The organism is Streptomyces sp. NPDC096132 (assembly GCF_044763345.1).
Lineage (GTDB): Bacteria > Actinomycetota > Actinomycetes > Streptomycetales > Streptomycetaceae > Streptomyces.
On sequence record NZ_JBIWGA010000033.1, the window covers coordinates 70,814 to 94,152 of the forward strand.

Genomic DNA, 23,339 nt, shown 5'->3' on the forward strand with positions numbered 1-23,339 from the left:
TCTCTTTCAAGGACCGGTGGGGGTTGGCCACCGGACGACTGCGGGGTGGTTGAGGGGGCAGGGGCTCAGTGGTGCTCGGCGAGCGCGCCCTGAATGAAGCTGCAGGTCAGGAGGACGAAGACGTACGCCTGAAGGGCCTGAACGAAGAGCTCGAAGGCCGTCATCACCAGGACCATGATGAACGAGACGCCGGCGTAGGCGATGCCGATGCCGTTCAGCAGGTACCAGGTGGCGATCGTGAAGAGCAGCAGAAGCGTGTGGCCCGCGAACATGTTGGCGAAGAGCCGGACCGCGTGTGTGAAGGGGCGGACGAGGAGGTTCGAGAAGAACTCGATCGTCATCGAGAGCGGCAGCACCGCACCGAGCGACTTGTCGTAGCCGGTGAAGTTCTTGAAGGCGCCCACGAAGCCGTGGCGCTTGAAGGTCAGGCTGACCCACAGGACGTACACGATCAGAGCCAGCACGGCGGGGTACGAGATGATCGCCGTCACCGGGAACTGGGCGAGCGGGACGATCGACCAGAGGTTCATCATCCAGATGAAGAAGAACAGCGAGACGACCAGCGGGACGTACTTCTCGCCCTCCTTCTTGCCGATGGTCTCGTAGACGACACCGCGGCGGATGAAGTCGTAGCCGGCCTCGGCGACCATCTGGAGCTTGCCCGGGACGACCTTCGGCTTGCGGAAGGCGGCCCAGAAGAAGCCGACGACGATGATCGAGCCGAGCAGCGCCAGCAGCATCGTCTTGTTGAAGTACACGTTGCTGTCCGCATCGCCCCAGAGGGGCTCGAACAGGAACGAGTGCAGGCCCGGAGCCGGGAAGCCACAGCCGTCGAAGATGTGGCAGTCGGTCTCGAAGGCGAGCACCTGCGTCGGGTCAGCACTCACCGCGGGCTCCTTCAGCGTGGCGCATAGGTACGGCAACCTCGTTGTGTCGGCGCGGCGCTGGGCCGCGGTTCGGCACGGGACTGGTGTTTCGGATGTGGGGGCGGCTTGGGGGCATCTCGCCTCGCGATTGAGCAGGCGTCAGCTCGGATGCCCGCGCCCGCGATGCCGCAGTTGGCACCGGACGATAGCAGGAGATCTCAGACGTCTTTATCCCGGCCCTACCCCTCACGACGTGTGCCCCGATTTTTCGGGCTTCTCGCCCTTCGAGGAAGTCGCGGAGGAGGCCGGATCGGGTTCGACGTAAAGGATCTTGGCCTTCATGTGGGCACGCGTCTGAGCGACGATCCACGCCAGGGTGGCGGCGACGAGCGTGATGGCGAAGGCCCGGGGGCTGAACAGCGTCGTGTTCTTGAACGCGGCCAGGAAGATGAACAGCAGCAGGATCTGCGCCGCGTAGAGCATCAGGCCCATGGCCTGGAACAACTGCGGAAGCGATTTGGCGGTGCGCTGCAGGACGTAGAGCCCCAGCCCCATGAACGCGATGGCGAGCACCGTCGCGACGACGGCTCCGATGGCCCCCTTGCCGCCCGCGACCACACCGCTGACCACGGCGGCGATCGCGCCGACGGCAGCTGTGGGCACGGCGGCCTGGGCCAGGATCCGGACGTCGTTGGACGGCATGGCGGCAACTCCGCTTTCAATGGGGGCAGGGTGTCGTCATGGACGAGCGTAGTCCCGGTTCGAGGGGCGAAAGACCTCACGCCTTCCTCGGGCCAAGAGACCGTCGCACTACGGTCCTTCGGCTGTCTCCGGGGTTCTCGTGAACCGTATCACAAACTATTTGATGAGGTCTTTACCTGGATGGTGTGCTCGCTGTCACACATGAGAGTGACGCTGCGCGTCTGTGCAGAAACAGCGCCGACTTGTCTGGTATTGGGGAGCTTTGCCCCCGCCTGCTTCCCCAATGACTTGGCAATGCTCTAGTCAGATTCTTACCTTGCCGCCTTACCTTGCCGACCGCGACCGAGAGCCCACGGCGGTCGCTCCGTTGACCCCCGAGACCCCGACGGCCACCGGGGTGCGCGGCTGCGGCTCGGCCCCCTCCGCGGCGGCCAGCGCGGCCTCCGCGGCGACGTCGGCGGCCAGGCGCCGGCGGCGGTAGCGCGGCGGCACGAACGCCTCCGCCCAGCGCGGGGCGCGCGGCGTGAAGCGCGGCAGCAGGAGCAGCACCAGGCCCAGCGCGCTCAGGAACACGACCCCGAGGACGATCCACATGGACGCCGCGTTGACGGAGTAGGCGAGCGCGCCGAACGCGATCAGCGCCGACCAGAAGTACATGATCAGCACCGCCCGGCTGTGCGAGTGGCCGATCTCCAGGAGCCGGTGGTGCAGATGCCCGCGGTCCGCGGCGAACGGCGACTGACCGCGCCAGGTGCGGCGCACGATCGCCAGGATCAGGTCGGCGGCCGGGATCGCGATGATGGTCAGCGGCATCAGCAGCGGGATGTAGACGGGCACCATCTGGTGCACGGTGCTGCGCTCGGAGCCGCCGAAGAGGTTGTCCGGGTCGACGTTCCCCGTGACGGAGATCGCGCCCGCCGCCAGCACCAGCCCGATCAGCATCGAGCCCGAGTCGCCCATGAAGATCCGCGCGGGGTGCATGTTGTGCGGCAGGAAGCCCAGGCACATGCCCATCAGGATCGCCGCGAACAGCGTCGCGGGGGCGGCGGCCTCGATGCCGTACGAGTACCAGATGCGGTACGTGTACATGAAGAACGCGGCCGAGGCGATGCAGACCATGCCGGCGGCGAGGCCGTCCAGGCCGTCCACGAAGTTGACCGCGTTGATGGTGATCACGACCAGCGCCACCGTCAGCAGGGTGCCCTGCCACTGGGTCAGCGCGACCGTGCCGACGGTCGGGATGGGCAGCCACAGGATCGTCAGACCCTGCATGACCATCACGCCCGCGGCGATCATCTGGCCGCCCAGCTTCAGCAGCGCGTCGATCTCGAACTTGTCGTCCAGGACGCCGATCAGCCAGATCAGCGCGGCACCGGAGAGCAGGGCGCGTGGTTCGTTCGACTTCTCGAAGACCCCGTTGAGGTTGGTGAGATGGTCCGCGACCAGCAGACCCGCGCACAGCCCGAAGAACATGGCGATCCCGCCGAGCCGCGGAGTGGGTTCCCGGTGCACGTCACGGGCCCTGATCTCCGGCATCGCCCCGGCCACGATCGCGAACTTCCGTACCGGCCCTGTCAGCAGATACGTCACCGCGGCCGTGATGCAGAGCGTCAGCAGGTATTCACGCACGGGCATCCCCACTTGTCTCGCTGGCCATCTCAGCCCCACACCCTAGCGATCGACTCACACGCGGCGCATATGTGTGGGGACTTCCGGGTAGCGACGATGGTTGCACGTGTGGCTGTGAGCATGGGTGCACGGGGGCACGCACGGCTTCGCGCGTACCCTCTTTGCCCCCTTGTATCCCTGGGGCTTTGCCTCCTCGTGTCCCTGGGGAGGACTTGGCGGGCCGGAGGACGCGGCCGTTCACCCGGGATACGGCGGGAACGCCGTGACCAGTTCCCGCACCTCCTCACGGGCCCGCTTGGCGTCGACCTGGCCGCGCAGCACGGCCGCCATCAGCGCCCCTATGCCCGACATCTCCTCCTCGCGCATGCCCTGGGTGGTCACCGCGGCCGTGCCGAGCCGCAGCCCGCGGACGTCGGCGGCCGCGACACCAACGGCTCCGCCGTGTGGCAGCGCACAGCAGTCCAGGACGATCCCGGCGGCCGCGAGCAGCCCGCGCGCGGAGCGGCCGTCGACGCCGAGAGGCGCGGGATCGGCCGTGATGAGGTGGGTGTCGGTCCCGCCCGTCGTCACCGCCAGCCCCTCCTTCTCCAGCCGGGCCGCGAGGACCCGCGCGTTGGCGATCACCTGATGGACGTACGCGGCGAACGCCGGTGTTGCCGCCTCGCCGAACGCGACGGCCTTGGCGGCGATGGTATGCATCTGCGCGCCCCCCTGTGTGAACGGGAAGACGGCCCGGTCCACGCGTTCGGCCAGCTCGCTCCCGCACAGGATCATCCCGCCGCGCGGCCCCCGCAGCACCTTGTGGGTGGTGGCGCACACGACATCGGCGTACGGCACCGGACTGGGCGCCGCTCCCCCCGCGACCAGCCCGATCGGATGCGCGGCGTCGGCGATGAGATAGGCGCCGACCTCGTCGGCCACGGCCCGGAAGTAGGCGTAGTCGATGTGGCGCGGGTAGGCGATGGAGCCGCACACGATCGCCTTGGGCCGGTGGCTGCGGGCCAGCGTCCGCACCTGGTCGTGGTCGATGAGCCCGGTCTCCGCGTCCACCCCGTACGGCACGAAGTCGAACCATTGGCCGGAGAAGTTGGCCGGTGAGCCGTGGGTGAGATGACCGCCGTAGGGCAGCCCGAGAGCGAGGACGGTGTCCCCGGGCCGCAGCAGGGCGGCGTACGCGGCCAGTACGGCGGACGACCCGGAGTGGGACTGCACATTGGCGTGCTCGGCCCGGAACAGCCGCTTCGCCCGCTCCACGGCGAGACGCTCGGCGACGTCGACGATCTCGCAGCCCCCGTGGTGCCGGGCCCCCGGATACCCCTCCGCGTACTTGTTGGCGAGCTGCGAGCCGAGCGCGGCCAGCACGGCCGGCGAGGAGAAGTTCTCCGCGGCGACAAGCTGCAACGTCGACGCCTGCCGCGCCCCCTCCCCCAGCACGATCTCAGCCATCTCAGGATCCTGCCGACGCAGAACATCGGCCGCGACGGGGACATGGGTGACCGACATGACGAACTCCGGGGCGTCGACGGTGACGTAGCTCCAATGTAGGCCGCCCCGCCCCCGAACGCCCGGTTTCACACCACTACGCCCTACCGGTCACCGCTGGTACCGCTGTGGGCAGTCGTTCCGCTGGGGTTACATCCGCGCCGGCACACCCGTCAACGCCGTCACCACAGGGTCCAGGGCCTGGTGTATCTCGTCGCCGATCGAGCGGAAGAACGGCAGCGGGGCCCCGTACGGGTCGTAGACCTCGTCCGCCTCCAGGGTGGGGGCCAGGAGCCAACCCCGCAGCGCCGCCGCCGCACGGACCAGGGCACGGGCACGCAGGACCACGCCCTCCTCCAGCGGCGGCAGGGTCGCGGGGTCTATCGCGTTGACCAGGCGGGTGAACTCCTTGAGGGTGAAGGTGCGCAGACCCGCCGAGTGGCCCATGGAGATGACCTGGGCGCGGTGGTCGCGGGTCGCGGTCAGGACGAGGTCGGCCATGATGACGTGCTCGTCGAGCAGCTCACGGCCGACGAAACCGGTCGCGTCCGCGCCGAAGTCGGCCAGCACGGTCTCCGCGTTGGCCTCCATCGGCGCGCCCTCGTGGCCCCAGGTGCCCGCACTCTCCACGATCAGCCCACCGCCCAGCACCCCGAGCCGCTGCGACACGAAATGCCGGGTCAGCCGCTCGGTGATCGGCGAGCGGCAGACGTTGCCGGTGCTGACGTGGAGGATGCGGAAGGAGTCGCGCGGCAGCCCGACGAACGTCGTCGTGATCTCCGCGGCGCGTTCCCCGTTGCCTATGCCACGCCCCGCGTCAGGGGCTGTCAATTCGCCACCTCGAGGTCGGGTACGACCTTCCGCAGCTCGTCCGCGGAGATCGCCCCCTCGCGCAGCAGCAACGGGATCTCACGGCTGACGTCGACGATCGAGGACGGGACGTTGCCGGGGGTCGGCCCGCCGTCGAGGTAGACGGAGACGGAGTCGCCCAGCATCTCCTGGGCGTAGTCACAGTTCTCCGGTGCGGGGTGCCCCGTGAGGTTGGCGGAGGAGACCGCCATGGGGCCGACCTCGGTCAGCAGCTCGATGGCGACCGGGTGCAGTGGCATGCGCACGGCGACCGTGCCCCGGGTGTCGCCCAGGTCCCACTGCAGCGACGGCTGGTGCTTGGCGACGAGCGTGAGCGCACCCGGCCAGAACGCGTCGACCAGTTCCCAGGCCAGCTCGGAGAAGTCGGTGACGAGACCGTGGAGCGTGTTCGGGGACCCGATCAGCACAGGGGTGGGCATGTTGCGGCCCCGCCCCTTGGCCTCCAGCAGGTCGCCCACGGCCTCCTTGGAGAACGCGTCGGCGCCGATGCCGTACACCGTGTCGGTCGGAAGAACCACGAGCTCGCCACGGCGGACGGCGGACGCGGCCTCGCGCAGACCGGTCACGCGGTCGGTCGCGTCGTTGGTGTCGTATCGCCGAGCCATGTCTAGCGGGCCTCCTCGTGCACGTACTGCTGGACAGAAGTCTGGTGGGTGTTCACGTGAGCGGTCTTCACGGCATGGCCCTGCGGGCGGTCGCGAAGCGGGGGCGTTTGTTGAGGTCGGGGTGGTCGGCCGCGTCGGCCCAGCCCCGCTCCTCGGTGAAGATCCACGGCACCTGTCCGCCCTGGGTGTCGGCGTGCTCGATGACGACGACACCGCCCGGGCGCAGCAGCCGGTGTGCGGTCCGTTCCAGACCGCGGATGAGATCGAGGCCGTCCTCGCCGGAGAACAGGGCCAGGTCGGGGTCGTAGTCCCGCGCCTCGGGAGCGACGTACTCCCACTCCGTCAGCGGGATGTACGGCGGGTTGGAGACGACCAGGTCGACGTGGCCGTCGAGGTCGCGGAAGGCGTCCAGGGCGTTGCCCTGACGCAGGTCGACCCTGGACCCCTCCATGTTCTTGCGCGTCCACACGAGGGCGTCCTCGGACAGCTCCACGGCGTGCACCCTGGAGCGCGGCACCTCCTGGGCGAGGGCGAGCGCGATGGCTCCGGAGCCCGTGCACAGGTCGACGATGCGCGGCTCCACGACGTCCATGGCGCGTACGGCGTCTATGGCCCACCCGACCACCGACTCGGTCTCGGGACGCGGGACGAAGACGCCCGGGCCGACCTGGAGCTCCAGGTAGCGGAAGTAGGCCCGCCCGGTGATGTGCTGCAGCGGCTCGCGCTGCTCACGCCGGGCGATGACCTCCCAGTAGCGGGCGTCGAAGTCGGAGTCCTTCACGGAGTGCAGTTCACCGCGCTTCACGCCGTGCACGAACGCGGCGAGCTCCTCCGCGTCGTTGCGCGGCGAGGGCACGCCGGCGTCGGCCAGCCGCTGGGTGGCCTGGGCCACCTCCGAGAGCAGCAGGTTCACGCAAGTCCTCCGTGTCGTACTGGGTCGTGCGTACGTGCCTCTTATGCGGCCGCGAGCTTCGCCGCGGAGTCCGCGTCGACGCAGGCCTGGATCACCGTGTCGAGGTCGCCGTCCAGGACCTGGTCCAGGTTGTACGCCTTGAATCCGACGCGGTGGTCCGAGATGCGGTTCTCCGGGAAGTTGTACGTGCGGATCTTCTCGGAGCGGTCGACCGTGCGGACCTGGCTGCGGCGGGCGTCGGCGGCCTCCCGCTCGGCCTCCTCCTGTGCCGCCGCGAGCAGCCTGGAGCGCAGGATACGCATCGCCTGCTCCTTGTTCTGCAGCTGGCTCTTCTCGTTCTGGCAGGAGGCGACGACTCCGGTCGGAATGTGCGTGATGCGCACGGCGGAGTCGGTGGTGTTGACGGACTGCCCACCGGGCCCGGAGGAGCGGTAGACGTCGATCCGGAGGTCGTTCGGGTTGATCTCGACATCGACCTCCTCCGCCTCGGGGGTCACGAGGACACCCGCCGCGGAAGTGTGGATCCGGCCCTGCGACTCGGTCGCGGGCACCCGCTGCACGCGGTGCACACCGCCCTCGTACTTCAGCCGCGCCCAGACGCCCTGCCCGGGCTCGGTGGCCCCCTGGCCGCCCTTGGTCTTCACGGCGACCTGGACGTCCTTGTAGCCGCCCAGCTCGGACTCGGTGGCGTCGATGATCTCGGTCTTCCAGCCGACGCGCTCGGCGTACCGGAGATACATGCGCAGGAGGTCCCCGGCGAAGAGGGCCGACTCGTCACCGCCGGCGCCCGCCTTGATCTCCAGAATGACGTCCTTGTCGTCACTCGGGTCGCGCGGGACCAGCAGCAGCCGCAGCTTCTCCGTCAGCTCCTCGCGCTGCTTCTCCAGGGCCTTGGCCTCGGCGGCGAAGTCGGGGTCGTCGGCGGCGAACTCGCGCGCGGTCTCGATGTCGTCGCCGGACTGCTTCCAGGAGCGGTACGTGGCGACGATCGGGGTGAGCTCGGCGTAGCGCTTGTTCAGCTTGCGCGCGTTGGCCTGGTCGGCGAAGACCGACGGGTCGGCGAGCTTCTTCTCCAGGTCGGCGTGTTCACCGACCAACTCCTCGACAGCCTCGAACATGATGGGCTCCTGAAATGCGTACGTGGATGAAGGCGAACGACCAAAAACGCCGGTCCCGGGCGCACCCCGGACGGGGGCGCGACCGTGGACCGGCGAAAAAGGGCTCGCTACTTCTTGGAGCCGGCGGCAGCCTTGCCGAAGCGGGCCTCGAAGCGGGCCACACGGCCACCGGTGTCGAGGATCTTCTGCTTGCCCGTGTAGAACGGGTGGCACTCGGAGCAGACGTCGGCGCGGATGGTGCCGCTCTCGATCGTGCTGCGGGTGGTGAACGACGCGCCACAGGTGCAGCTGACCTGCGTCTCGACGTACTCGGGGTGGATCTCGCGCTTCAAGGTGTCTCCTAGTTTCGGGAGGGCGCCGGGTCGCCGCCGCGGGATACGGGAGCGTGAACCGGAGCCGACGTACCAGTCTGCCAGGACTGGCCGCATCCCCCAAAACCGGGGGGCGGGACGAACTATTCCCGGGGGGGCCGGGAGCGGGAGGGATGCGGGGATGAGTTATTCGCTGCGGGCCGTGATCACCGGCGAGGACGTGCTGCGGGACATCGTGCGGGAGATACCCGCCGCACGCTCGGCGCCGCTCGCGCAGGGCCTGTCCCTGCTGCCGGTGACGGAGGACGTCTTCGACTCCGTCACCACCGGCGACAGCACACGCCCGCTGGGCTTCTGGTGGCTTCCGGGCGGCTTCGACGGCCGGCTGGCCGCGTGGTCGACGAAGGGCCCGGTCGCCTTCGTGGAAGCGGACTTCTTCGGCGGGGTGGGCGAACAGCGGGCCGCCGTGTGGGCCGGAGGCCGGCTCGTGCTCGGGCCGCTGGTGGTCGAGGAGGGGGCCCACTTCCCTCCGGCGGGCAGCCCGATCTCCCGGGCCCTGCGCCGGCTCGGCGCGACCGCCCCACCCGGCCAGGACGAGTTCTCCGCCCTCGACCTGGGCCGTCACCGCCACAGCGAGGCGTGGATTTCCTGAACCGTCTACGACGACGTCACGACGCCCGCCGCCTCGCCCGTGGCGTTGCCCTCCGTCGCCGTCTTCGGGATCGGCTGGTCGTTCTTCAGGGCCGTCCAGACCTGCTTGGCCTTGGACTTGAGGACGATGACGCGGTTGGGGTTCGCGGGGTCGTACTGGACCGGCATGGTCACCATGTGCATCTTGGACGCGCTGATGCCCTTGAGCCCGTTCGCGAAGGACATCAGGGAGTTGACCGTGCCGAGGTCGGAGTCGGTGGTGACGGCCTTGGTGGCGGTGTCGGCGAGGTCGTAGAGCTTCTTCGGGCTGGTGAAGAGGCCGACGTGTCGGACCTGCTGGACCAGGGCCTGGATGAAGGCCTGCTGGAGCTGGATGCGGCCGAGGTCGGAGCCGTCGCCGACGCCGTGCCGGGTGCGGACCAGGCCGAGGGCCTGCGCGCCGTTCAGCGTGTGGGTGCCGGCCTTGAGCTTCAGATGGCTGTCGGAGTCGTCGATGGCCTTCGTGGTGGTGACCTCGACGCCGCCCAGCTCGTCGATCAGCTTCTCGAAGCCGGAGAAGTCGACCTCGAGGTAGTGGTCCATCCGGATCCCGGTGATCGACTCGACCGTCTTCACAGCACAGGCCGCGCCGCCCGTCGAGTACGCGGAGTTGAACATCACGTCGTCCGCCGCGTCGTGCTCGACGCCCTTGGTGTCGGTGCACCGCGGCCGGTCGATGAGGGTGTCGCGCGGGATGGAGACCACGCTGGCCCGCTTGTGGCCCTCGTAGACGTGAATGACCATCGCCGTGTCGGAGCGGGCGCTGCCGTCGTCGGTGCCGCCGCCGAGCTTCTTGTTGGAGCCGGACCGGGTGTCCGAGCCGAGGACGAGGATGTTCTCGGAGCCGTTGTCGATCTTCGTGGGCCGGGCGGAACCCAGCGCCTGGTCGATGTCGACGCTCTTGATGTTGCCGTTGAGCTTGAAGTACAGGTACCCCGCCCCGGTGCCGCCCAGAACGACGATGCCCGCGGCCGTCCACGCCATCACCAGCAGACCTTTGCGCCGGCTCCGCTGCTTGCGGTGGCGGTGCCGCTGACCGCCGCCGTTGCCGCTGCCAGTCCCACCCGTGGTGCCGGTCTCACCCGGTATGCCGGGCTCCGGCGTGCTCTCGGCGGTCATGTGCTCCTCTGTTCTCGTGCAACCTCACCATCGTCACTCCGCCCGGTCAGACGGGGAAACTCGGGACAGGGTTGCACAACGCTCTGTGCCCGATCAGTGGCAGACCGGACACAGAGCGTGTGGAGCCGAGCGGGGAGCACCCCGCTCACCTGCGCTTTCGGCCGAACTCAGCCGAAGAGGTCGTACTGCTTGAAACTGGTACCGAGCGACACCCTTGTGGCAAAGATCTCGCTGGTGGCCTTTCCGGTGCCCTTGTACAGGTAGAGCGTGCCGCCGGGCGTACGGGCCAGGAAGTCGGCCTTGCCGTCGCCGTTGACGTCCCCGACGGTGTCGAAGGCGTTGTACGTCGTGTTGCTCCACGTCCGCACCTTGACGCGGGCCGCGAACGCGCCCGTGCCGGCCTTGCCGGTGCCCTTGTAGAGGTAGATCGCGCCGGTGCTCTTGTTGCGGGCGAGCAGGTCGGCCTTGCCGTCGTTGCTGAAGTCGCCGTGGCCGCGCACGAAGTTGTACTGGTTCCAGCCCGTGGAGACCTTCACGCGCGTGCCGAACTTGCCGTTGCCCTTGCCCGGGTAGATCCACAGGACGCCCGCGGAGTCGACGGACAGCAGGTCCGGCAGGTCGTCGCCGGTGACGTCGCCGGGGGCGACGATCGCCAGGCGGCTCTTCCAGTTGTCGCCGATCAGGTTGCTGGTCCAGGTGCAGGTGGTTCCGTTGCTGGGGAACACGCAGTGCCGCCAGTACAGGTCCCCGTCGGAGGCGCGGCGCTGGACGAAGTCCGTGTAGCCGTCCCGGTCGAGGTCGGTCTGCAGGACCAGGTTCCAGGCGCTGTAGGAGCCCCAGGACAGGCGCGAGGCCAGCGAGGTGCCCTTGGAGTCGATCTCGTAGCCGGTCTTCGTGGAGGAGTTGCGCACGAAGAGGTCGGCCTTGTGGTCGCCGCTGAGGTTGGTGTCGTCGATGCGCGGGTAGGCGCCGGCGACGTACGTGGTCAGCTTGGTGAAGACGCTGTAGGCGCCCGCCTCGACGCAGTCCGTGACGCCCCACGACACGACGCCCACGACCTTGCCGCCGACCACCAGCGGGCCGCCGGAGTCGCCGTTGCAGGCGGAGGTGGTGCCGGTGTCGGAGCCGGTGGCCGGCTCGCCCGCGCACACCATGTGGCCCGCGATGAACCAGCTGTCGTAGTAGTCCGAGCAGGTGGTGTTGGACTGGATCGGCAGCTCGGCCGTCTTCAGGGTGTCCGAGATGTCGTCACTGGTGGAGCTGGTGCGGCCCCAGCCGTAGACCTGCGCGGTCGTGCCCGCCTTGTACGACGTGGTGTCGCCGGCGGTCGTCATCGGGATCGGCGTCGCCTTGACCGGGTTCGGCAGGGTCAGGATGGCGAGGTCGTTGTCGATGGTGTCCTCGTCGTACGAGGGGTTGTTCCACTGCCGCCAGACACCGCTCGCGGTGCCGCCGTGCAGGTCGATGTTCCCGCTCGAGTCCTCGGACAGCAGCTGCGCGGTGCCGGTGATGACGGCGCCGTGCGCCTTCCAGTTGTAGCCCGCGACGCAGTGCGCGGCGGTGAGGATCTTCGTGGGGGCGACGACCGCGCCACCGCAGAAGAAGCCGATGTCGTCGCTGGTGGTGGAGGTGCCCCGGTCGTCGCCGTACCAGAGCTGCGCCATGTACGGCGCGTTGGTGATCGTCGTGTCCGAACCGCCGATGATCTTCGGGTCGACGGTGGTGGAGCCGCTGCTCCTGCTCGTGTTGGTGCTCGCGCTCAGGGACGACTTCGAGGAGGTCTCCCCCGCGGTGTCGTCACCGGCGAGCGCGGTGGCCAGACGTGCCTCGATCTCGGCGGTCGACGGCGCGCTCCGGACGGGCGTCGGCGCCGCCGTGGCCGCCCCCGCGGACGTCGTCACGAGCACACCGGCGACGGCGGCGGCCAGGGTGGCCGCGGCAACGGGAAGGGCGATCCGTATCCGGCGTCTGTGCCGGCCGCCTCCGGACGTGGGTGTACCCACTCGTGTCCCCCCTAGGGATCGTCAGGTTCAGGATCGGTACCGGCCCGAACGGCCGACCGAAGGGCGCGATCTTAACAACGCGCACCGACAAGCGAAGGGCCGCCCCCAGGAATGGGGGCGGCCCTTTACTCGGCGCTTACGCGGGTCTTGCGTGACGTCAGTCGCCGTTGCCCGGCGACGGGGTCGTCTTCTGGATCTGCATCAGGAACTCGGCGTTCGACTTGGTCTGCTTCATCTTGTCGAGGAGCAGCTCGATCGCCTGCTGCTGGTCGAGCGCGTGCAGCACCCGGCGCAGCTTCCACACGATGCCCAGCTCCTCGGCACCGAGCAGGATCTCCTCCTTGCGGGTGCCGGACGCGTCGACGTCCACCGCCGGGAAGATGCGCTTGTCGGCGAGCTTCCGGTCGAGCTTGAGCTCCATGTTGCCGGTGCCCTTGAACTCCTCGAAGATCACCTCGTCCATGCGGGACCCGGTGTCCACCAGGGCGGTGGCGAGGATGGTCAGCGAGCCGCCGTCCTCGATGTTGCGGGCCGCACCGAAGAAGCGCTTCGGCGGGTACAGGGCCGTCGAGTCGACACCACCGGACAGGATGCGGCCGGAGGCCGGGGCGGCGAGGTTGTACGCACGGCCCAGACGCGTGATCGAGTCGAGCAGCACGACGACGTCGTGGCCCAGCTCCACCAGACGCTTGGCGCGCTCGATGGCGAGCTCGGCGACGGTGGTGTGGTCCTCGGCCGGACGGTCGAAGGTCGAGGAGATGACCTCGCCCTTCACCGACCGCTGCATGTCGGTGACCTCTTCCGGACGCTCGTCGACGAGGACGACCATCAGGTGGCACTCGGGGTTGTTGTGCGTGATCGCGTTGGCGATCGCCTGCATGATCATGGTCTTGCCGGTCTTCGGCGGGGCCACGATCAGACCGCGCTGGCCCTTACCGATCGGCGACACGAGGTCGATGATCCGGGTGGTGAGGACGCCGGGGTCCGTCTCCAGGCGGAGGCGGTCCTGCGGGTACAGCGGGGTGAGCTTGTTGAACTCGGGGCGGCCACGGCCGTGTTCGGGCGCCATGCCGTTGACGGAGTCCAGCCGGACCAGCGCGTTGAACTTCTCGCGGCGCTCGCCTTCCTTGGGCTGACGGACCGCGCCGGTGATGTGGTCACCCTTGCGCAGGCCGTTCTTGCGGACCTGGGCGAGGGAGACGTACACGTCGTTCGGGCCCGGCAGGTAGCCGGAGGTCCGGATGAAGGCGTAGTTGTCGAGGATGTCCAGGATGCCCGCGACGGGGATCAGGACGTCGTCGTCGGCGAGCTGCGGCTCGGCGGCGCCGATCTCGTCACGGCCACGGCGGCCACGGCGGTCGCGGTAGCGGCCGCGACGGCCACGACGGCCGCCATCGAAGTCGTCGTCGTCCTGCGGACCGGCGTTACGGTCCTGGCGGCTCTGCTGCTGGGTCTGCTGGCCGCGCTGCTGCTGGCCGCCCTGCTGCTCGTCGCCCTTGCCGCCACGGCGGTCGCGGTCACGACCGCGGTCCCCACGGTCCCCGCGCTCACGGCGGTCCCGGCGGCGGCCGTCGGCCTCACCGGCGTCGACGACCTTGGCCTCGGCCTGCGGCTGCGCGGGCGTCTCGGCCTTGGGCTCGCTCTTGGCCTCGGCGACGACGGTCTCGGCGCCGGTGGCCGTCGGGCTGCCGGCCTCGGAGGTGGCGCGGCGACGGCGGCGCTCGACGGGGGCGTCGGCGCCGGCCGGCTGGCCGGGGATCTCGATCTGCTGCTGGGCCACGGCCTTCTCGGCGGGGGCCTCGGCCTTGGGGGCGGCGTCCGCCTTCTTCGCGGCGGTCTCCTCGCCCGTGCGGGCCTTGGAGGTGGCGCGACGCTTGGGCTTGGTCTCGGCGGGAGCCTCGGCCTTCGCCGGAGCGGCGGCGCCGCCTGAGGCCTGCGCCTCCTTGATGACCTCGATCAGCTGGCTCTTGCGCATCCGCGCGGTGCCCCTGATTCCGAGGCCGGATGCGACCTGCTGCAGCTCGGCCAGCACCATGCCCTCGAGGCCGGTACCGCGGCGCCGCCGGGAGCCGGCACCGGTGGCAGGCGCGGAGGCGTCCGTGGCGGGCGCGGCAGCGGTCTCCTCGACACGTGCGCCCATCAGATCGGTGGTGTCGCTCACGAAGGGTCCTTCCCTGGAGCGGACGTCGGCCTGTCTGGCTCGGCGACCGGTTGTGCTGTCCGACTTCGGTCCTTGCTGTGGCGAAGCCGGGGCGGTGGTCCGCCACAACGGCGGAAGAGAGATTTGCTGGTGATGGCGCTTCCTCGACGATCCGTGACACCGAGTGTCACGTGGCGTGGTAGCACCGATTCCGGAGCGTGCCCTGCGGACCGCTCAACGTCGGTGTACGGCGTACTGCCCAGATACGACGTACGGAACGCAGTGCGGCTTGGGGAGCTCCCGGAAGAATGTCTGTCCCTGACGGGGACACGAAGCACCTCGCCATGGTGGGGTCGGGTGCAGACTTGAGGTTAACACTACCGGATCCAACAAACATTCCCCCTCTCGAAATCCGGCAACCGTGCACTAAATGTCGCCGGAGTGCGTTTCACCAGCCGGTGCGAGCGGCAGGACGCTCGCACCCTGCAGATCCAGGGCCAGTCGGTTCGCGGCCCAGTCCGCGCCCGCCAGGGCCTCGACCTTGTCGGCCGTTCCCGCGTCGGCCAGCGCCATCACGGTGGGTCCGGCGCCGGAGATCACCGCGGGGATGCCGTCGGCGCGCAGCCGCTCCACCAGGGCGGCGCTCTCCGGCATGGCGGGCGCGCGGTACTCCTGGTGCAGACGGTCCTCGGTGGCGGGCAGCAGCAGCTCGGGGCGCCTGGTCAGGGCCTCGACGAGCAGGGCGGCACGGCCCGCGTTGGCGGCGGCGTCGACGTGCGGCACGGAGCGCGGGAGCAGTCCGCGCGCCGTCTCGGTGAGAACCGGCTTCCCGGGCACGAAAACCACCGGAACGATGGAATCGGCGGGCTCCATCCTGATCGCCCGCGCGGCGCCCGCCTCCATCCAGGAGAGGGTGAATCCGCCGAGCAGACAGGCGGCGACGTTGTCCGGGTGTCCCTCGATCTCGGTGGCGAGCTCGAGGAGGGCGGTGTCGTCGAGCTTGGACTCGCCGCCTATGGTCACCGCGCGCGCGGCGACGATGCCGGCGCAGATCGCGGCGGAGGAGGAGCCGAGGCCCCGGCCGTGCGGGATGCGGTTGGCGCAGACGATCTCCAGGCCGCGCGGCTGGCCGCCCAGGACGTCGAATGCGGTGCGCAGGGAGCGGACCAGAAGGTGCTTCTCGTCACGCGGCAGCGTCTCGCTGCCCTCGCCCGCGATGTCGATGTGCAGCCCGGAGTCGGCCACCCGGACGACGACGTCGTCGTAGAGCCCCAGGCCGAGGCCGAAGGCGTCGAAGCCCGGGCCGAGGTTGGCGCTGGTGGCGGGGACGCGCACCCGGACGGGGGCGGCGCGGAAGGCGGGACCGGCCATCTCTCGATGACTCTCCTTGAGCTGCGTGACTGTCGAATGACATTCGATAGATACGTGACGACCCTGGGCCGCGAGGGCGACACGGTGCTGCGGCATATGCAGCGGGCGGGTTCAGTACAGCCTATCGAAGGAAGGTTCTGCGGCGACATAGGGCGCACAGGAGGCGCACGATGCGTGTCGTAAGCCCCCTGTGCATCCCTTACGGGGTTAACCCCACGCCGGAGTGTTACGCGAGGCCCAGGCGGGCCGCTGCCGCCGCGGCGTCGACCGGGACGACCGTGGGACGCGGGGCGCCCTCGGTGGCCCAGCCCGGGTCCTTCAGACCGTTGCCGGTGACCGTGCAGACGATCGTCTGCCCCGGGTCGACCTTGCCCTGCTCGGCGGCCTTCAGCAGACCGGCCACCGACGCGGCGGACGCGGGCTCCACGAAGACACCCTCCTGCGCGGCCAACAGCCGGTAGGCGCGCAGGATCTCACGGTCCGTCACCTCGTCGATGAGACCGCCGGACTCGTCCCGCGCGGCCAGCGCGAACTGCCAGGACGCCGGGTTGCCGATCCGGATCGCGGTGGCGAGGGTCGACGGGTCCTTGACGATCTCGCCGCGCACGATGGGCGCGGAGCCGGACGCCTGGAAACCCCACATACGAGGGGTCTTCGCGGCGATCCCGTCCCCGGCGTACTCCTTGTAGCCCTTCCAGTACGCGGTGATGTTGCCCGCGTTGCCCACCGGCAGGACGTGGATGTCCGGGGCGTCGCCCAGCATGTCCACGATCTCGAAGGAGGCCGTCTTCTGGCCCTCGATACGGACCGGGTTGACCGAATTGACCAGCGCGACGGGGTAGTTGTCGCTGAGCTCGCGGGCCAGGGTGAGGCAGTCGTCGAAGTTGCCGTCGACCTGGAGGATCTGCGCGCCGTGGACGAGGGCCTGCCCCATCTTGCCGAGCGCGATCTTGCCCTGCGGCACGAGCACGGCGGAGACCATGCCCGCGCGGACGGCGTAGGCGGCGGCGGAGGCGGAGGTGTTGCCCGTGGAGGCACAGATGACGGCCTTCGCGCCCTCCTCCTTGGCCTTGCTGATGGCCATGGTCATCCCGCGGTCCTTGAAGGACCCGGTCGGGTTGGCGCCCTCCACCTTGAGGTGGACCTCGCAGCCCGTGCGCTCGGAGAGCACCTGCGCGGGCACGAGGGGCGTACCGCCCTCGCGGAGCGTCACCACGGGAGTGCTGTCGGACACCGGCAGCCGATCCCGGTATTCCTCGATGATTCCGCGCCACTGGTGGGTCATTGCTGGTTACTCTCCTTCAACCCGCATGATGCTGGCGACACCCCGCACGGTGTCGAGCTTGCGCAGCGCCTCGACGGTCCCGGTGAGGGAGGCGTCGGACGCGCGATGGGTGACGACGACGAGGGAGGCCTCGCCGTCCTTGCCCTGCTGGCGCACCGTATCGATGGAAACGCCGTGCTCGGCGAAGACGGTGGCCACCTGGGCGAGAACGCCCGGTTTGTCGGCCACGTCCAGGCTGATGTGGTACCGCGTGACGACGTCACCCATCGGTGACACGGGCAGGGCGGCATACGCCGACTCGCCGGGCCCCGTTGCCCCGCTGAGCCGGTTGCGGCAGACGGCGACGAGGTCGCCGAGCACGGCGGAGGCGGTGGGTGCACCGCCGGCGCCGGGACCGTAGAACATGAGCTGGCCGGCCGCGTCCGACTCGACGAACACGGCGTTGTAGGCCCCGCGCACGGAGGCGAGCGGATGGCTCAGCGGAATCATGGCGGGATGCACCCGCGCGGTCACTGACCCCCCGTCGGCCGCCCGCTCACAGATGGCGAGCAGCTTGATGGTGCAGCCCATGTTCTTGGCGGAGGCGAAGTCGGAGGCGGTGACCTCGGTCATCCCCTCGCGGTAGACGTCGTCGAGCCGCACGCGCGTGTGGAAGGCGATCCCGGCGAGGATGGCGGCCTTGGCGGCGGCGTCGAACCCCTCCACGTCGGCGGTCGGATCGGCCTCGGCATACCCGAGCGCGGTGGCCTCGTCGAGGGCTTCCTGATACCCCGCCCCCGTGCTGTCCATCTTGTCGAGGATGAAGTTGGTCGTCCCGTTGACGATGCCCATCACCCGGTTGATCTTGTCGCCGGCGAGGGACTCGCGCAGCGGCCGGATGAGCGGAATGGCGCCGGCGACGGCGGCCTCGTAGTACAGATCCCTGCCGTGCTCGTCGGCGGCCGCGTGCAGGGCGGCCCCGTCCTGGGCGAGCAGCGCCTTGTTGGCGGAGACGACGGACGCACCGTGCTCGAAGGCGGCGGTGATGAGCGTCCGCGCGGGCTCGATCCCCCCGATGACCTCCACCACGACATCAATGTCCCCGCGTTTGACGAGGGCGGTGGCGTCGGTGGTGACGAGAGCCGGGTCGATGCCCTCGCGCACCTTGGACGGCCGCCGCACGGCGACCCCGGCGAGCTCCACCGGGGCGCCGATCCTCGCCGTGAGATCGTCGGCGTGCGTCGTCATGATGCGCGCCACCTCTGAGCCGACCACTCCACAGCCCAGCAGCGCCACCTTCAGCGGACGCGTACGCATCATCCGACCTCGTTTCCTCATACCGTCTACGGTTGGACCAGTCTCACTCACCGGACCGGAGTTTCTATCCCCGGTCCGGATTGTGAGACATGTATTTCATTTTCCCAGTGGCGGCAGACAAAAGATTCTTCCGCCCCGGTCCATTCTTTCCTTCTGCTTTTCACTCACCCGACGTCGAGCCGCAGAAGGTCCTCCTCCGTCTCCCGCCGGACGATGACCCGCGACTCACCGTCGGTCACCGCCACGACCGGCGGCCGCAGCACATGGTTGTAATTGCTCGCCATGGACCGGCAGTACGCCCCCGTGGCGGGTACGGCGACGAGGTCACCGGGTGCCAGATCACCGGGGAGGAAGGCATCCTTCACCACGATGTCCCCGCTCTCGCAGTGCTTGCCCACGACACGGGCGAGCATGGGCTCGGCGTCGGAGGTCCGCGACACCAGGGCGACGCTGTACTCGGCGTCGTACAGGGCCGTACGGATGTTGTCCGACATGCCGCCGTCGACGGAGACGTACGTACGCAGCCCGTCGAGCGGCTTGACGGTGCCGACCTCGTAGAGCGTGAAGGCGGTCGGCCCGACGATGGCGCGCCCGGGCTCGACGGAGATCCGCGGGGTGCTGAGCCGGGCCGCCTCGCACTCGCGCGTGACGATCTCGGTCAGCGCCTTGGCGATCTCATGGGGCTCACGCGGATCGTCCGCGCTGGTGTAGGCAATACCGAGCCCACCCCCGAGATCGATCTCGGGAAGCTCGACACCGTGCTCGTCCCGGATGTCCTTCAGCAGCCCGACCACGCGGTGGGCGGCGACCTCGAACCCGGACATGTCGAAGATCTGCGACCCGATGTGGCTGTGGATCCCGATCAGCTCAAGCCCGTCCAGCTGGAGCGCCCGCCGCACGGCCTCCGCCGCCTGCCCCCCGGCGAGCGGAATCCCGAACTTCTGGTCTTCATGGGCGGTGGCGATGAACTCATGCGTGTGCGCCTCCACCCCCACGGTGATCCGGATCTGCACCCGCTGCCGCTTACCGAGCGACTGCGCGATATGGGCGACCCGCACGATCTCCTGGAAGGAATCGAGCACGATACGGCCGACCCCGGCCTCGATGGCCCGATGGATCTCTTCCTTGGACTTGTTGTTGCCGTGAAAGGCGATGCGGTCGGCGGGCATACCGGCGGACAGCGCGGTGGCGAGCTCACCGCCGGAGCAGACGTCGAGGTTGAGCCCCTCCTCGTGCAACCACCGCACGACGGCACGGGACAGGAACGCCTTGCCGGCGTAGAAGACGTCGGCGTCGCTTCCGAACGCGGTACGCCACGCACGGGCCCGCTCCCGGAAGTCGCTCTCGTCGAGGATGTAGGCGGGCGTGCCGTGCTGCTCGGCGAGCGCCTTGACGTCGACACCCCCCACGGTGACGACACCGTCGTCGTTCCGCCCGACGGTCTGCGCCCAGACCTTCGGGTCGAGGGCGTTCAGATCGGCGGGCGGGGCGGAGTAGTGACCCTCGGGAAGGACGTCGGCGTGACGGGGCCCGGCGGGGTGGGCGGAACGGCTCATCGTGGGCGTGCTCTCTCAGAAGTGATTCAGAGGTGGTCGGGTGCGTCGATGCCGAGCAGGGACAGGCCGCCGGCCAGCACCGTCCCGGCGGCTTCGGCGAGCGCGAGCCGGGCACGGTGGGCGGCCGAGGGTTTCTCCTCCCCGCGCGGAAGAACGACGGGCAGCAGAAGGAGGGTCGCATCCGCAACGGCGACGAGATGCCGCGCCAGCCGAGAGGGCGCGGCGATGCCCTCCGGGCGGGGGAGGGCGGTGACGGTGGCGAGGATGCGGGGGTAGTCGGCGAGGAGGGGGAGGAGGAGGGGTGGTGGAGGGGTCGTGGGAGGCAACGGGGTTGGCACGGAGGACGACGGGTCGGGATGTACCCCGAAGTCCTGTGCCCCGAAGTCCTGTACCCCGAAGTCCTGTGCCTCGAAGTCCTGCGACCGCCCTGTCACGTCCGTCCCGCGCGCCTTCCCGCGCCCCTTCCCACCCGGTGGCTCTACCGGTAGCTCTACGGGGCCGGGTTCGGCGGTGAAACCGAGGTCGGCGGCGTTGCGGGTGAGGGCCCGGGTGCGGGCGTGGGCGTAACGGATCCGGAAGAGAGGGTTGCTCTCGCGCTGGACCAGGTGATCGGCGGTGATGCGGGGCCGGTCGTGGGGGGCGGGGTGAAGCAGGGCCCAGCAGGCCGCGTCGAGACCGAGGGGGGTGGGGTCTTCGGGGGCGGGATGGGGGCGGAGGAGGAGGGGCTCGCGGTGGAGGGAGGGGGAGGAGCCGGTGGACTCGCGGTGGCGGGAGTCGGCGAGCTCGCGGCGGCCGGTGAGGTCGGCGAGCACGGCGAGCTCGCGGTAACGGGAGGTGCCGAGAGACGCACGGCCGTAAGAGGACTCGCCAGATGCACCACGATGGTGGGTGGCCACGCGCCCTCCCTGCGAGGCGACGATCCGCGCGAGGGCGTCGGCAAGGACCTCGGCCCGGACCTCGAACGGCACACGCAGTTCGAGGACCTGCCCGGCGAGGGCGTCGGTGTGCCCGTACCGGAGCCCTTCCCCGCGGATCCGCCGGACGAGGCCGGTGGAGGCGGCGAGATGATCGAGGCTGATGTTGAGGAAACCGGGCCCGGTTATCTCGACGCCGGTGACACCTTCAACGCGAGCGAGATACGGCCGCAGCACCTCGGCGACCCGCAACGGCGGCTGCCCGGCCGGACGGGCCAACTGAAGGGCGATGTTCGTGGCGTAGTCCCCCGCCCCTCCGGGCCCCGGCGGCGCAACCACCGCCCGCGCCGGAACGGCCACGCTCAGCTCACCGGCGTCGACAGCACGACGTACCGCGTGCAGCACGGTGCGGGAGAGCTCGACGGGGGTCACGGGACAAGCGTAGGGGAGGAGGGGGGTGGGTAGGCGAGCCGGTTTGGGGAGGGTCCGGGATGTGGACGGGTGGGGGGACCCGAGCGGTGGGGCGGGGAACTGGAGCGGAGGTGAGGCGGGGGCCCGGGGGCGGGGGGCGGGGGGCGGGGGGCGGGCGAGAAGCTACACGGCTCCACTCCCCTGTACCCCTCCACCCGTACACACGCCTACGCGCCCTACTCGACGCCAGGCCCCCCACTCCCCTGCCCGGCCCCGACGCCTCCACCGGCTCCAAGGACGGTCCCGAGCCCAAACTCAACCCCCAGACCGTCGCCCACTCCCCCGCCCCCACCCCTGTCGCGCCGCTCCCTCTCCAACAACTGCCTTACGAGGGTGACGAGTTCATCGGGTTCAAAGGGCTTGGCGAGGAAGGCGTCGACGCCGGCTTCGAGGCCGACCTCGACCTCGTACGGGGTACACGCACTGATGATCGCGAGGGGAAGATCACGCGTCCGAGGATCGGAGCGCAGCCGAGCGGCGGTCCGCAGACCGTCCAGCCGGGGCATGACGACATCGAGGGTCACGACATCCGGCCGCACCTGATGAACGACATCCAGACACTCGGCACCATCGGAAGCGGTCACGACCTCGAGACCCTCAAGCTCGAGGTTGACCCTGATCAGCTGCCGGATGACCTTGTTGTCGTCCACAACAAGCACCCGACCCGACGCGCCTGACACAACTCGAGAGTAGGTCGGGACCGGCCACCGCGTCCGGGTTTTCCCCACTTCCACCCCGTGCGGGCGACCCACACCCCTCCCCACCCCCGTAAACCCGTTCATGAACACCCCGGGGGAGCTGGTAGTGTTCTACCCGTCGCCGCGAGCAAACAGCTCCCGCCCGACACGCCCCCGTAGCTCAGGGGATAGAGCAACGGCCTCCGGAGCCGTGTGCGCAGGTTCGAATCCTGCCGGGGGCACCTTGGATTAGGTGCCCAAAGACCCCGTCACCAGCGGAAACGCTGAGGTCGGGGTCTTGTTGCATGTGCAGCCGTATGCAGCCCTGAGCGACCCTAGGACAAGGTCTGTGGACTATTCGTGGACAGGATCTTGGGGCATCGTCCCTGGTCAGCCCTGACATCGCGGCGGCCACGGGCTGGTTATGCGGCAGGCCTCTGGGCGCAAGAAGACCGCCGGCATGCCGCACGCTGAGGCTGCTTCCTCGACGATCTCCAGCGATGGGGCCGAGCCACCCAAGTGGGTTAGCTACTGTCTGCGCATCAGGGCCAGTCAGGTAGACGCCGGGGAGCGGGGATGTCCGATGGCACCATCTCTCTGATCGTCGCGAGCGTCGGCGTACTCGGGACGCTGCTTTCGGCGGTGATCACTCAAGTTCTCGCCCAGCGCGCCGAGGCGCACAGGTCAACGCGAGAAGAATTAGCCCGCAGCGCGGAACAGCGAGCCTCCGAGGATCAGCGCAAGATCGATCAACTACGCAACTGCTACGCACAGCTGAACGCCAATGATCGCCAGTACAGAGACGCGATGCTGGCGTACGCCTACGCACTCAAGTCGGGATCAACCGACACTGAGGCAGCGGAAGAAGTAAGTAGCGCGCGACGTGCTCAACGGGACACCCGCGCCGAAGCTCAGCTCGTGGCAAGCGACGCGGTACTAGAGATTGAGAGCCGGGTAAACGCACAGCTCACGACCGCCTACAGACGCTTGATGCAAGCAGCGGCCGAGGCGGACTCATCTGCTCGCCAAGCGAAACTCCAGCGCGTCATTGCCCTCCTGAACACGATCACCGAGCAGCAAGGACACGTGCGAGCACTCATGCGCCTTGAGGTGCGCGCCACTCAAGCGCTCCCAGACTGGTACAACCCCGAGATCGGACCAACAGCGCATCTGCACGACGGCGTCTGATCATCTACACCGACGTCGCTAATAGGACTCCGTTAGGTCTTCCTGTCGGGCCTGTTCAGGAGCACGGTGGGTGTGTGGATGCACATGAAGTGAACCGGGTCCGGGCGAAGTTGGCATTATTCGTGGCTGACGT

Annotated in this window: 20 protein-coding genes and 1 tRNA gene; 3 read left to right on the top strand and 18 right to left on the bottom strand. The window is 69.3% G+C overall.

What is annotated here, in order from left to right; all coding sequences use genetic code 11:
* Positions 1-65: 65 nt before the first annotated feature.
* From atpB to rpmE, 9 genes are all read right to left on the bottom strand, one after another.
* Complete coding sequence (gene atpB, locus ACIRF9_RS44930) at positions 66-902, bottom strand: F0F1 ATP synthase subunit A (protein ID WP_403835190.1); 837 nt, start codon at positions 900-902, stop codon at positions 66-68.
* Between the two features lie 210 nt (positions 903-1,112).
* Positions 1,113-1,568 (bottom strand): hypothetical protein, encoded by a 456-nt coding sequence (locus ACIRF9_RS44935; RefSeq protein ID WP_403835143.1) that lies wholly within the window; start codon positions 1,566-1,568, stop codon positions 1,113-1,115.
* A 324-nt stretch (positions 1,569-1,892) separates the two neighbouring features.
* Positions 1,893-3,197, bottom strand: a complete 1,305-nt coding sequence (locus tag ACIRF9_RS44940) for an MraY family glycosyltransferase (RefSeq protein WP_403835193.1) — start codon at positions 3,195-3,197, stop codon at positions 1,893-1,895.
* 237 nt (positions 3,198-3,434) lie between these two features.
* A complete protein-coding gene (gene glyA / locus ACIRF9_RS44945; protein WP_403835146.1) occupies positions 3,435-4,700 on the bottom strand; it encodes a serine hydroxymethyltransferase in 1,266 nt (421 codons plus the stop codon).
* A 129-nt stretch (positions 4,701-4,829) separates the two neighbouring features.
* Complete coding sequence (locus tag ACIRF9_RS44950; protein ID WP_403835149.1) at positions 4,830-5,510, bottom strand: protein-tyrosine-phosphatase; 681 nt, start codon at positions 5,508-5,510, stop codon at positions 4,830-4,832.
* Positions 5,507-6,154, bottom strand: a complete 648-nt coding sequence (locus ACIRF9_RS44955) for an L-threonylcarbamoyladenylate synthase (RefSeq protein WP_352344212.1) — start codon at positions 6,152-6,154, stop codon at positions 5,507-5,509. Before ACIRF9_RS44955 ends, ACIRF9_RS44950 begins: the two co-directional genes overlap by 4 nt.
* A gap of 67 nt (positions 6,155-6,221) precedes the next feature.
* Positions 6,222-7,067 carry a peptide chain release factor N(5)-glutamine methyltransferase gene (prmC, locus tag ACIRF9_RS44960; protein WP_403835152.1) on the bottom strand — a complete coding sequence of 282 codons (846 nt, stop codon included), beginning with the start codon at positions 7,065-7,067 and terminating at the stop codon, positions 6,222-6,224.
* Positions 7,068-7,108: 41 nt separating this feature from the next.
* Complete coding sequence (gene prfA, locus ACIRF9_RS44965) at positions 7,109-8,185, bottom strand: peptide chain release factor 1 (protein ID WP_403835154.1); 1,077 nt, start codon at positions 8,183-8,185, stop codon at positions 7,109-7,111.
* A gap of 107 nt (positions 8,186-8,292) precedes the next feature.
* Complete coding sequence (gene rpmE / locus ACIRF9_RS44970; protein WP_403835155.1) at positions 8,293-8,517, bottom strand: 50S ribosomal protein L31; 225 nt, start codon at positions 8,515-8,517, stop codon at positions 8,293-8,295.
* 160 nt (positions 8,518-8,677) lie between these two features.
* Here rpmE and ACIRF9_RS44975 point away from each other — a divergent pair, with 160 nt between their 5' ends.
* Positions 8,678-9,148, top strand: coding sequence for a hypothetical protein (locus ACIRF9_RS44975; RefSeq protein WP_403835158.1), 471 nt, complete (start codon positions 8,678-8,680; stop codon positions 9,146-9,148).
* Between the two features lie 5 nt (positions 9,149-9,153).
* Here ACIRF9_RS44975 and ACIRF9_RS44980 read toward each other — a convergent pair whose 3' ends face one another.
* From ACIRF9_RS44980 to ACIRF9_RS45020, 9 genes are all read right to left on the bottom strand, one after another.
* A complete protein-coding gene (locus tag ACIRF9_RS44980) occupies positions 9,154-10,305 on the bottom strand; it encodes an LCP family protein (protein WP_403835161.1) in 1,152 nt (383 codons plus the stop codon).
* Positions 10,306-10,472: 167 nt separating this feature from the next.
* Positions 10,473-12,308: a trypsin-like serine protease gene (locus ACIRF9_RS44985; protein WP_403835163.1), complete on the bottom strand. Its 1,836-nt coding sequence runs from the start codon at positions 12,306-12,308 to the stop codon at positions 10,473-10,475.
* Positions 12,309-12,465: 157 nt separating this feature from the next.
* A complete protein-coding gene (rho, locus tag ACIRF9_RS44990; RefSeq protein WP_403835166.1) occupies positions 12,466-14,469 on the bottom strand; it encodes a transcription termination factor Rho in 2,004 nt (667 codons plus the stop codon).
* A gap of 405 nt (positions 14,470-14,874) precedes the next feature.
* Positions 14,875-15,819, bottom strand: a complete 945-nt coding sequence (thrB, locus tag ACIRF9_RS44995; RefSeq protein ID WP_403835167.1) for a homoserine kinase — start codon at positions 15,817-15,819, stop codon at positions 14,875-14,877.
* A 226-nt stretch (positions 15,820-16,045) separates the two neighbouring features.
* Complete coding sequence (gene thrC, locus ACIRF9_RS45000) at positions 16,046-17,104, bottom strand: threonine synthase (protein WP_403835169.1); 1,059 nt, start codon at positions 17,102-17,104, stop codon at positions 16,046-16,048.
* Between the two features lie 6 nt (positions 17,105-17,110).
* A complete protein-coding gene (locus tag ACIRF9_RS45005; RefSeq protein WP_403835172.1) occupies positions 17,111-18,403 on the bottom strand; it encodes a homoserine dehydrogenase in 1,293 nt (430 codons plus the stop codon).
* 161 nt (positions 18,404-18,564) lie between these two features.
* Positions 18,565-19,956 carry a diaminopimelate decarboxylase gene (lysA, locus tag ACIRF9_RS45010; RefSeq protein WP_403835174.1) on the bottom strand — a complete coding sequence of 464 codons (1,392 nt, stop codon included), beginning with the start codon at positions 19,954-19,956 and terminating at the stop codon, positions 18,565-18,567.
* Between the two features lie 26 nt (positions 19,957-19,982).
* Positions 19,983-21,302 carry an ArgS-related anticodon-binding protein NrtL gene (gene nrtL, locus ACIRF9_RS45015; RefSeq protein ID WP_403835177.1) on the bottom strand — a complete coding sequence of 440 codons (1,320 nt, stop codon included), beginning with the start codon at positions 21,300-21,302 and terminating at the stop codon, positions 19,983-19,985.
* 215 nt (positions 21,303-21,517) lie between these two features.
* Positions 21,518-22,000: a response regulator gene (locus ACIRF9_RS45020; protein ID WP_403835196.1), complete on the bottom strand. Its 483-nt coding sequence runs from the start codon at positions 21,998-22,000 to the stop codon at positions 21,518-21,520.
* 188 nt (positions 22,001-22,188) lie between these two features.
* Between ACIRF9_RS45020 and ACIRF9_RS45025 the strand changes: the two genes are divergently transcribed.
* Together ACIRF9_RS45025 and ACIRF9_RS45030 are read left to right on the top strand one after the other, a co-directional pair.
* Positions 22,189-22,260: transfer RNA gene (locus tag ACIRF9_RS45025), tRNA-Arg, on the top strand.
* Positions 22,261-22,594: 334 nt separating this feature from the next.
* The gene (locus ACIRF9_RS45030) at positions 22,595-23,206 is read left to right on the top strand and encodes a hypothetical protein (protein ID WP_403835180.1); all 612 of its coding nucleotides are present in this window, start codon (positions 22,595-22,597) and stop codon (positions 23,204-23,206) included.
* Positions 23,207-23,339 lie beyond the last annotated feature (133 nt).

What these genes read in the sequence shown, in the direction of transcription:
- ACIRF9_RS44935 (WP_403835143.1), bottom strand. Translation starts at nt 1,568, where the DNA reads ATGCCGTCCAACGACGTCCGGATCCTGGCCCAGGCCGCCGTGCCCACA.
- glyA (WP_403835146.1), bottom strand. Translation starts at nt 4,700, where the DNA reads ATGTCGGTCACCCATGTCCCCGTCGCGGCCGATGTTCTGCGTCGGCAG.
- ACIRF9_RS44955 (WP_352344212.1), bottom strand. Translation starts at nt 6,154, where the DNA reads ATGGCTCGGCGATACGACACCAACGACGCGACCGACCGCGTGACCGGT.
- prfA (WP_403835154.1), bottom strand. Translation starts at nt 8,185, where the DNA reads ATGTTCGAGGCTGTCGAGGAGTTGGTCGGTGAACACGCCGACCTGGAG.
- ACIRF9_RS44975 (WP_403835158.1), top strand. Translation starts at nt 8,678, where the DNA reads ATGAGTTATTCGCTGCGGGCCGTGATCACCGGCGAGGACGTGCTGCGG.
- ACIRF9_RS44980 (WP_403835161.1), bottom strand. Translation starts at nt 10,305, where the DNA reads ATGACCGCCGAGAGCACGCCGGAGCCCGGCATACCGGGTGAGACCGGC.
- thrB (WP_403835167.1), bottom strand. Translation starts at nt 15,819, where the DNA reads ATGGCCGGTCCCGCCTTCCGCGCCGCCCCCGTCCGGGTGCGCGTCCCC.
- thrC (WP_403835169.1), bottom strand. Translation starts at nt 17,104, where the DNA reads ATGACCCACCAGTGGCGCGGAATCATCGAGGAATACCGGGATCGGCTG.
- ACIRF9_RS45005 (WP_403835172.1), bottom strand. Translation starts at nt 18,403, where the DNA reads ATGATGCGTACGCGTCCGCTGAAGGTGGCGCTGCTGGGCTGTGGAGTG.
- lysA (WP_403835174.1), bottom strand. Translation starts at nt 19,956, where the DNA reads ATGAGCCGTTCCGCCCACCCCGCCGGGCCCCGTCACGCCGACGTCCTT.
- ACIRF9_RS45030 (WP_403835180.1), top strand. Translation starts at nt 22,595, where the DNA reads ATGTCCGATGGCACCATCTCTCTGATCGTCGCGAGCGTCGGCGTACTC.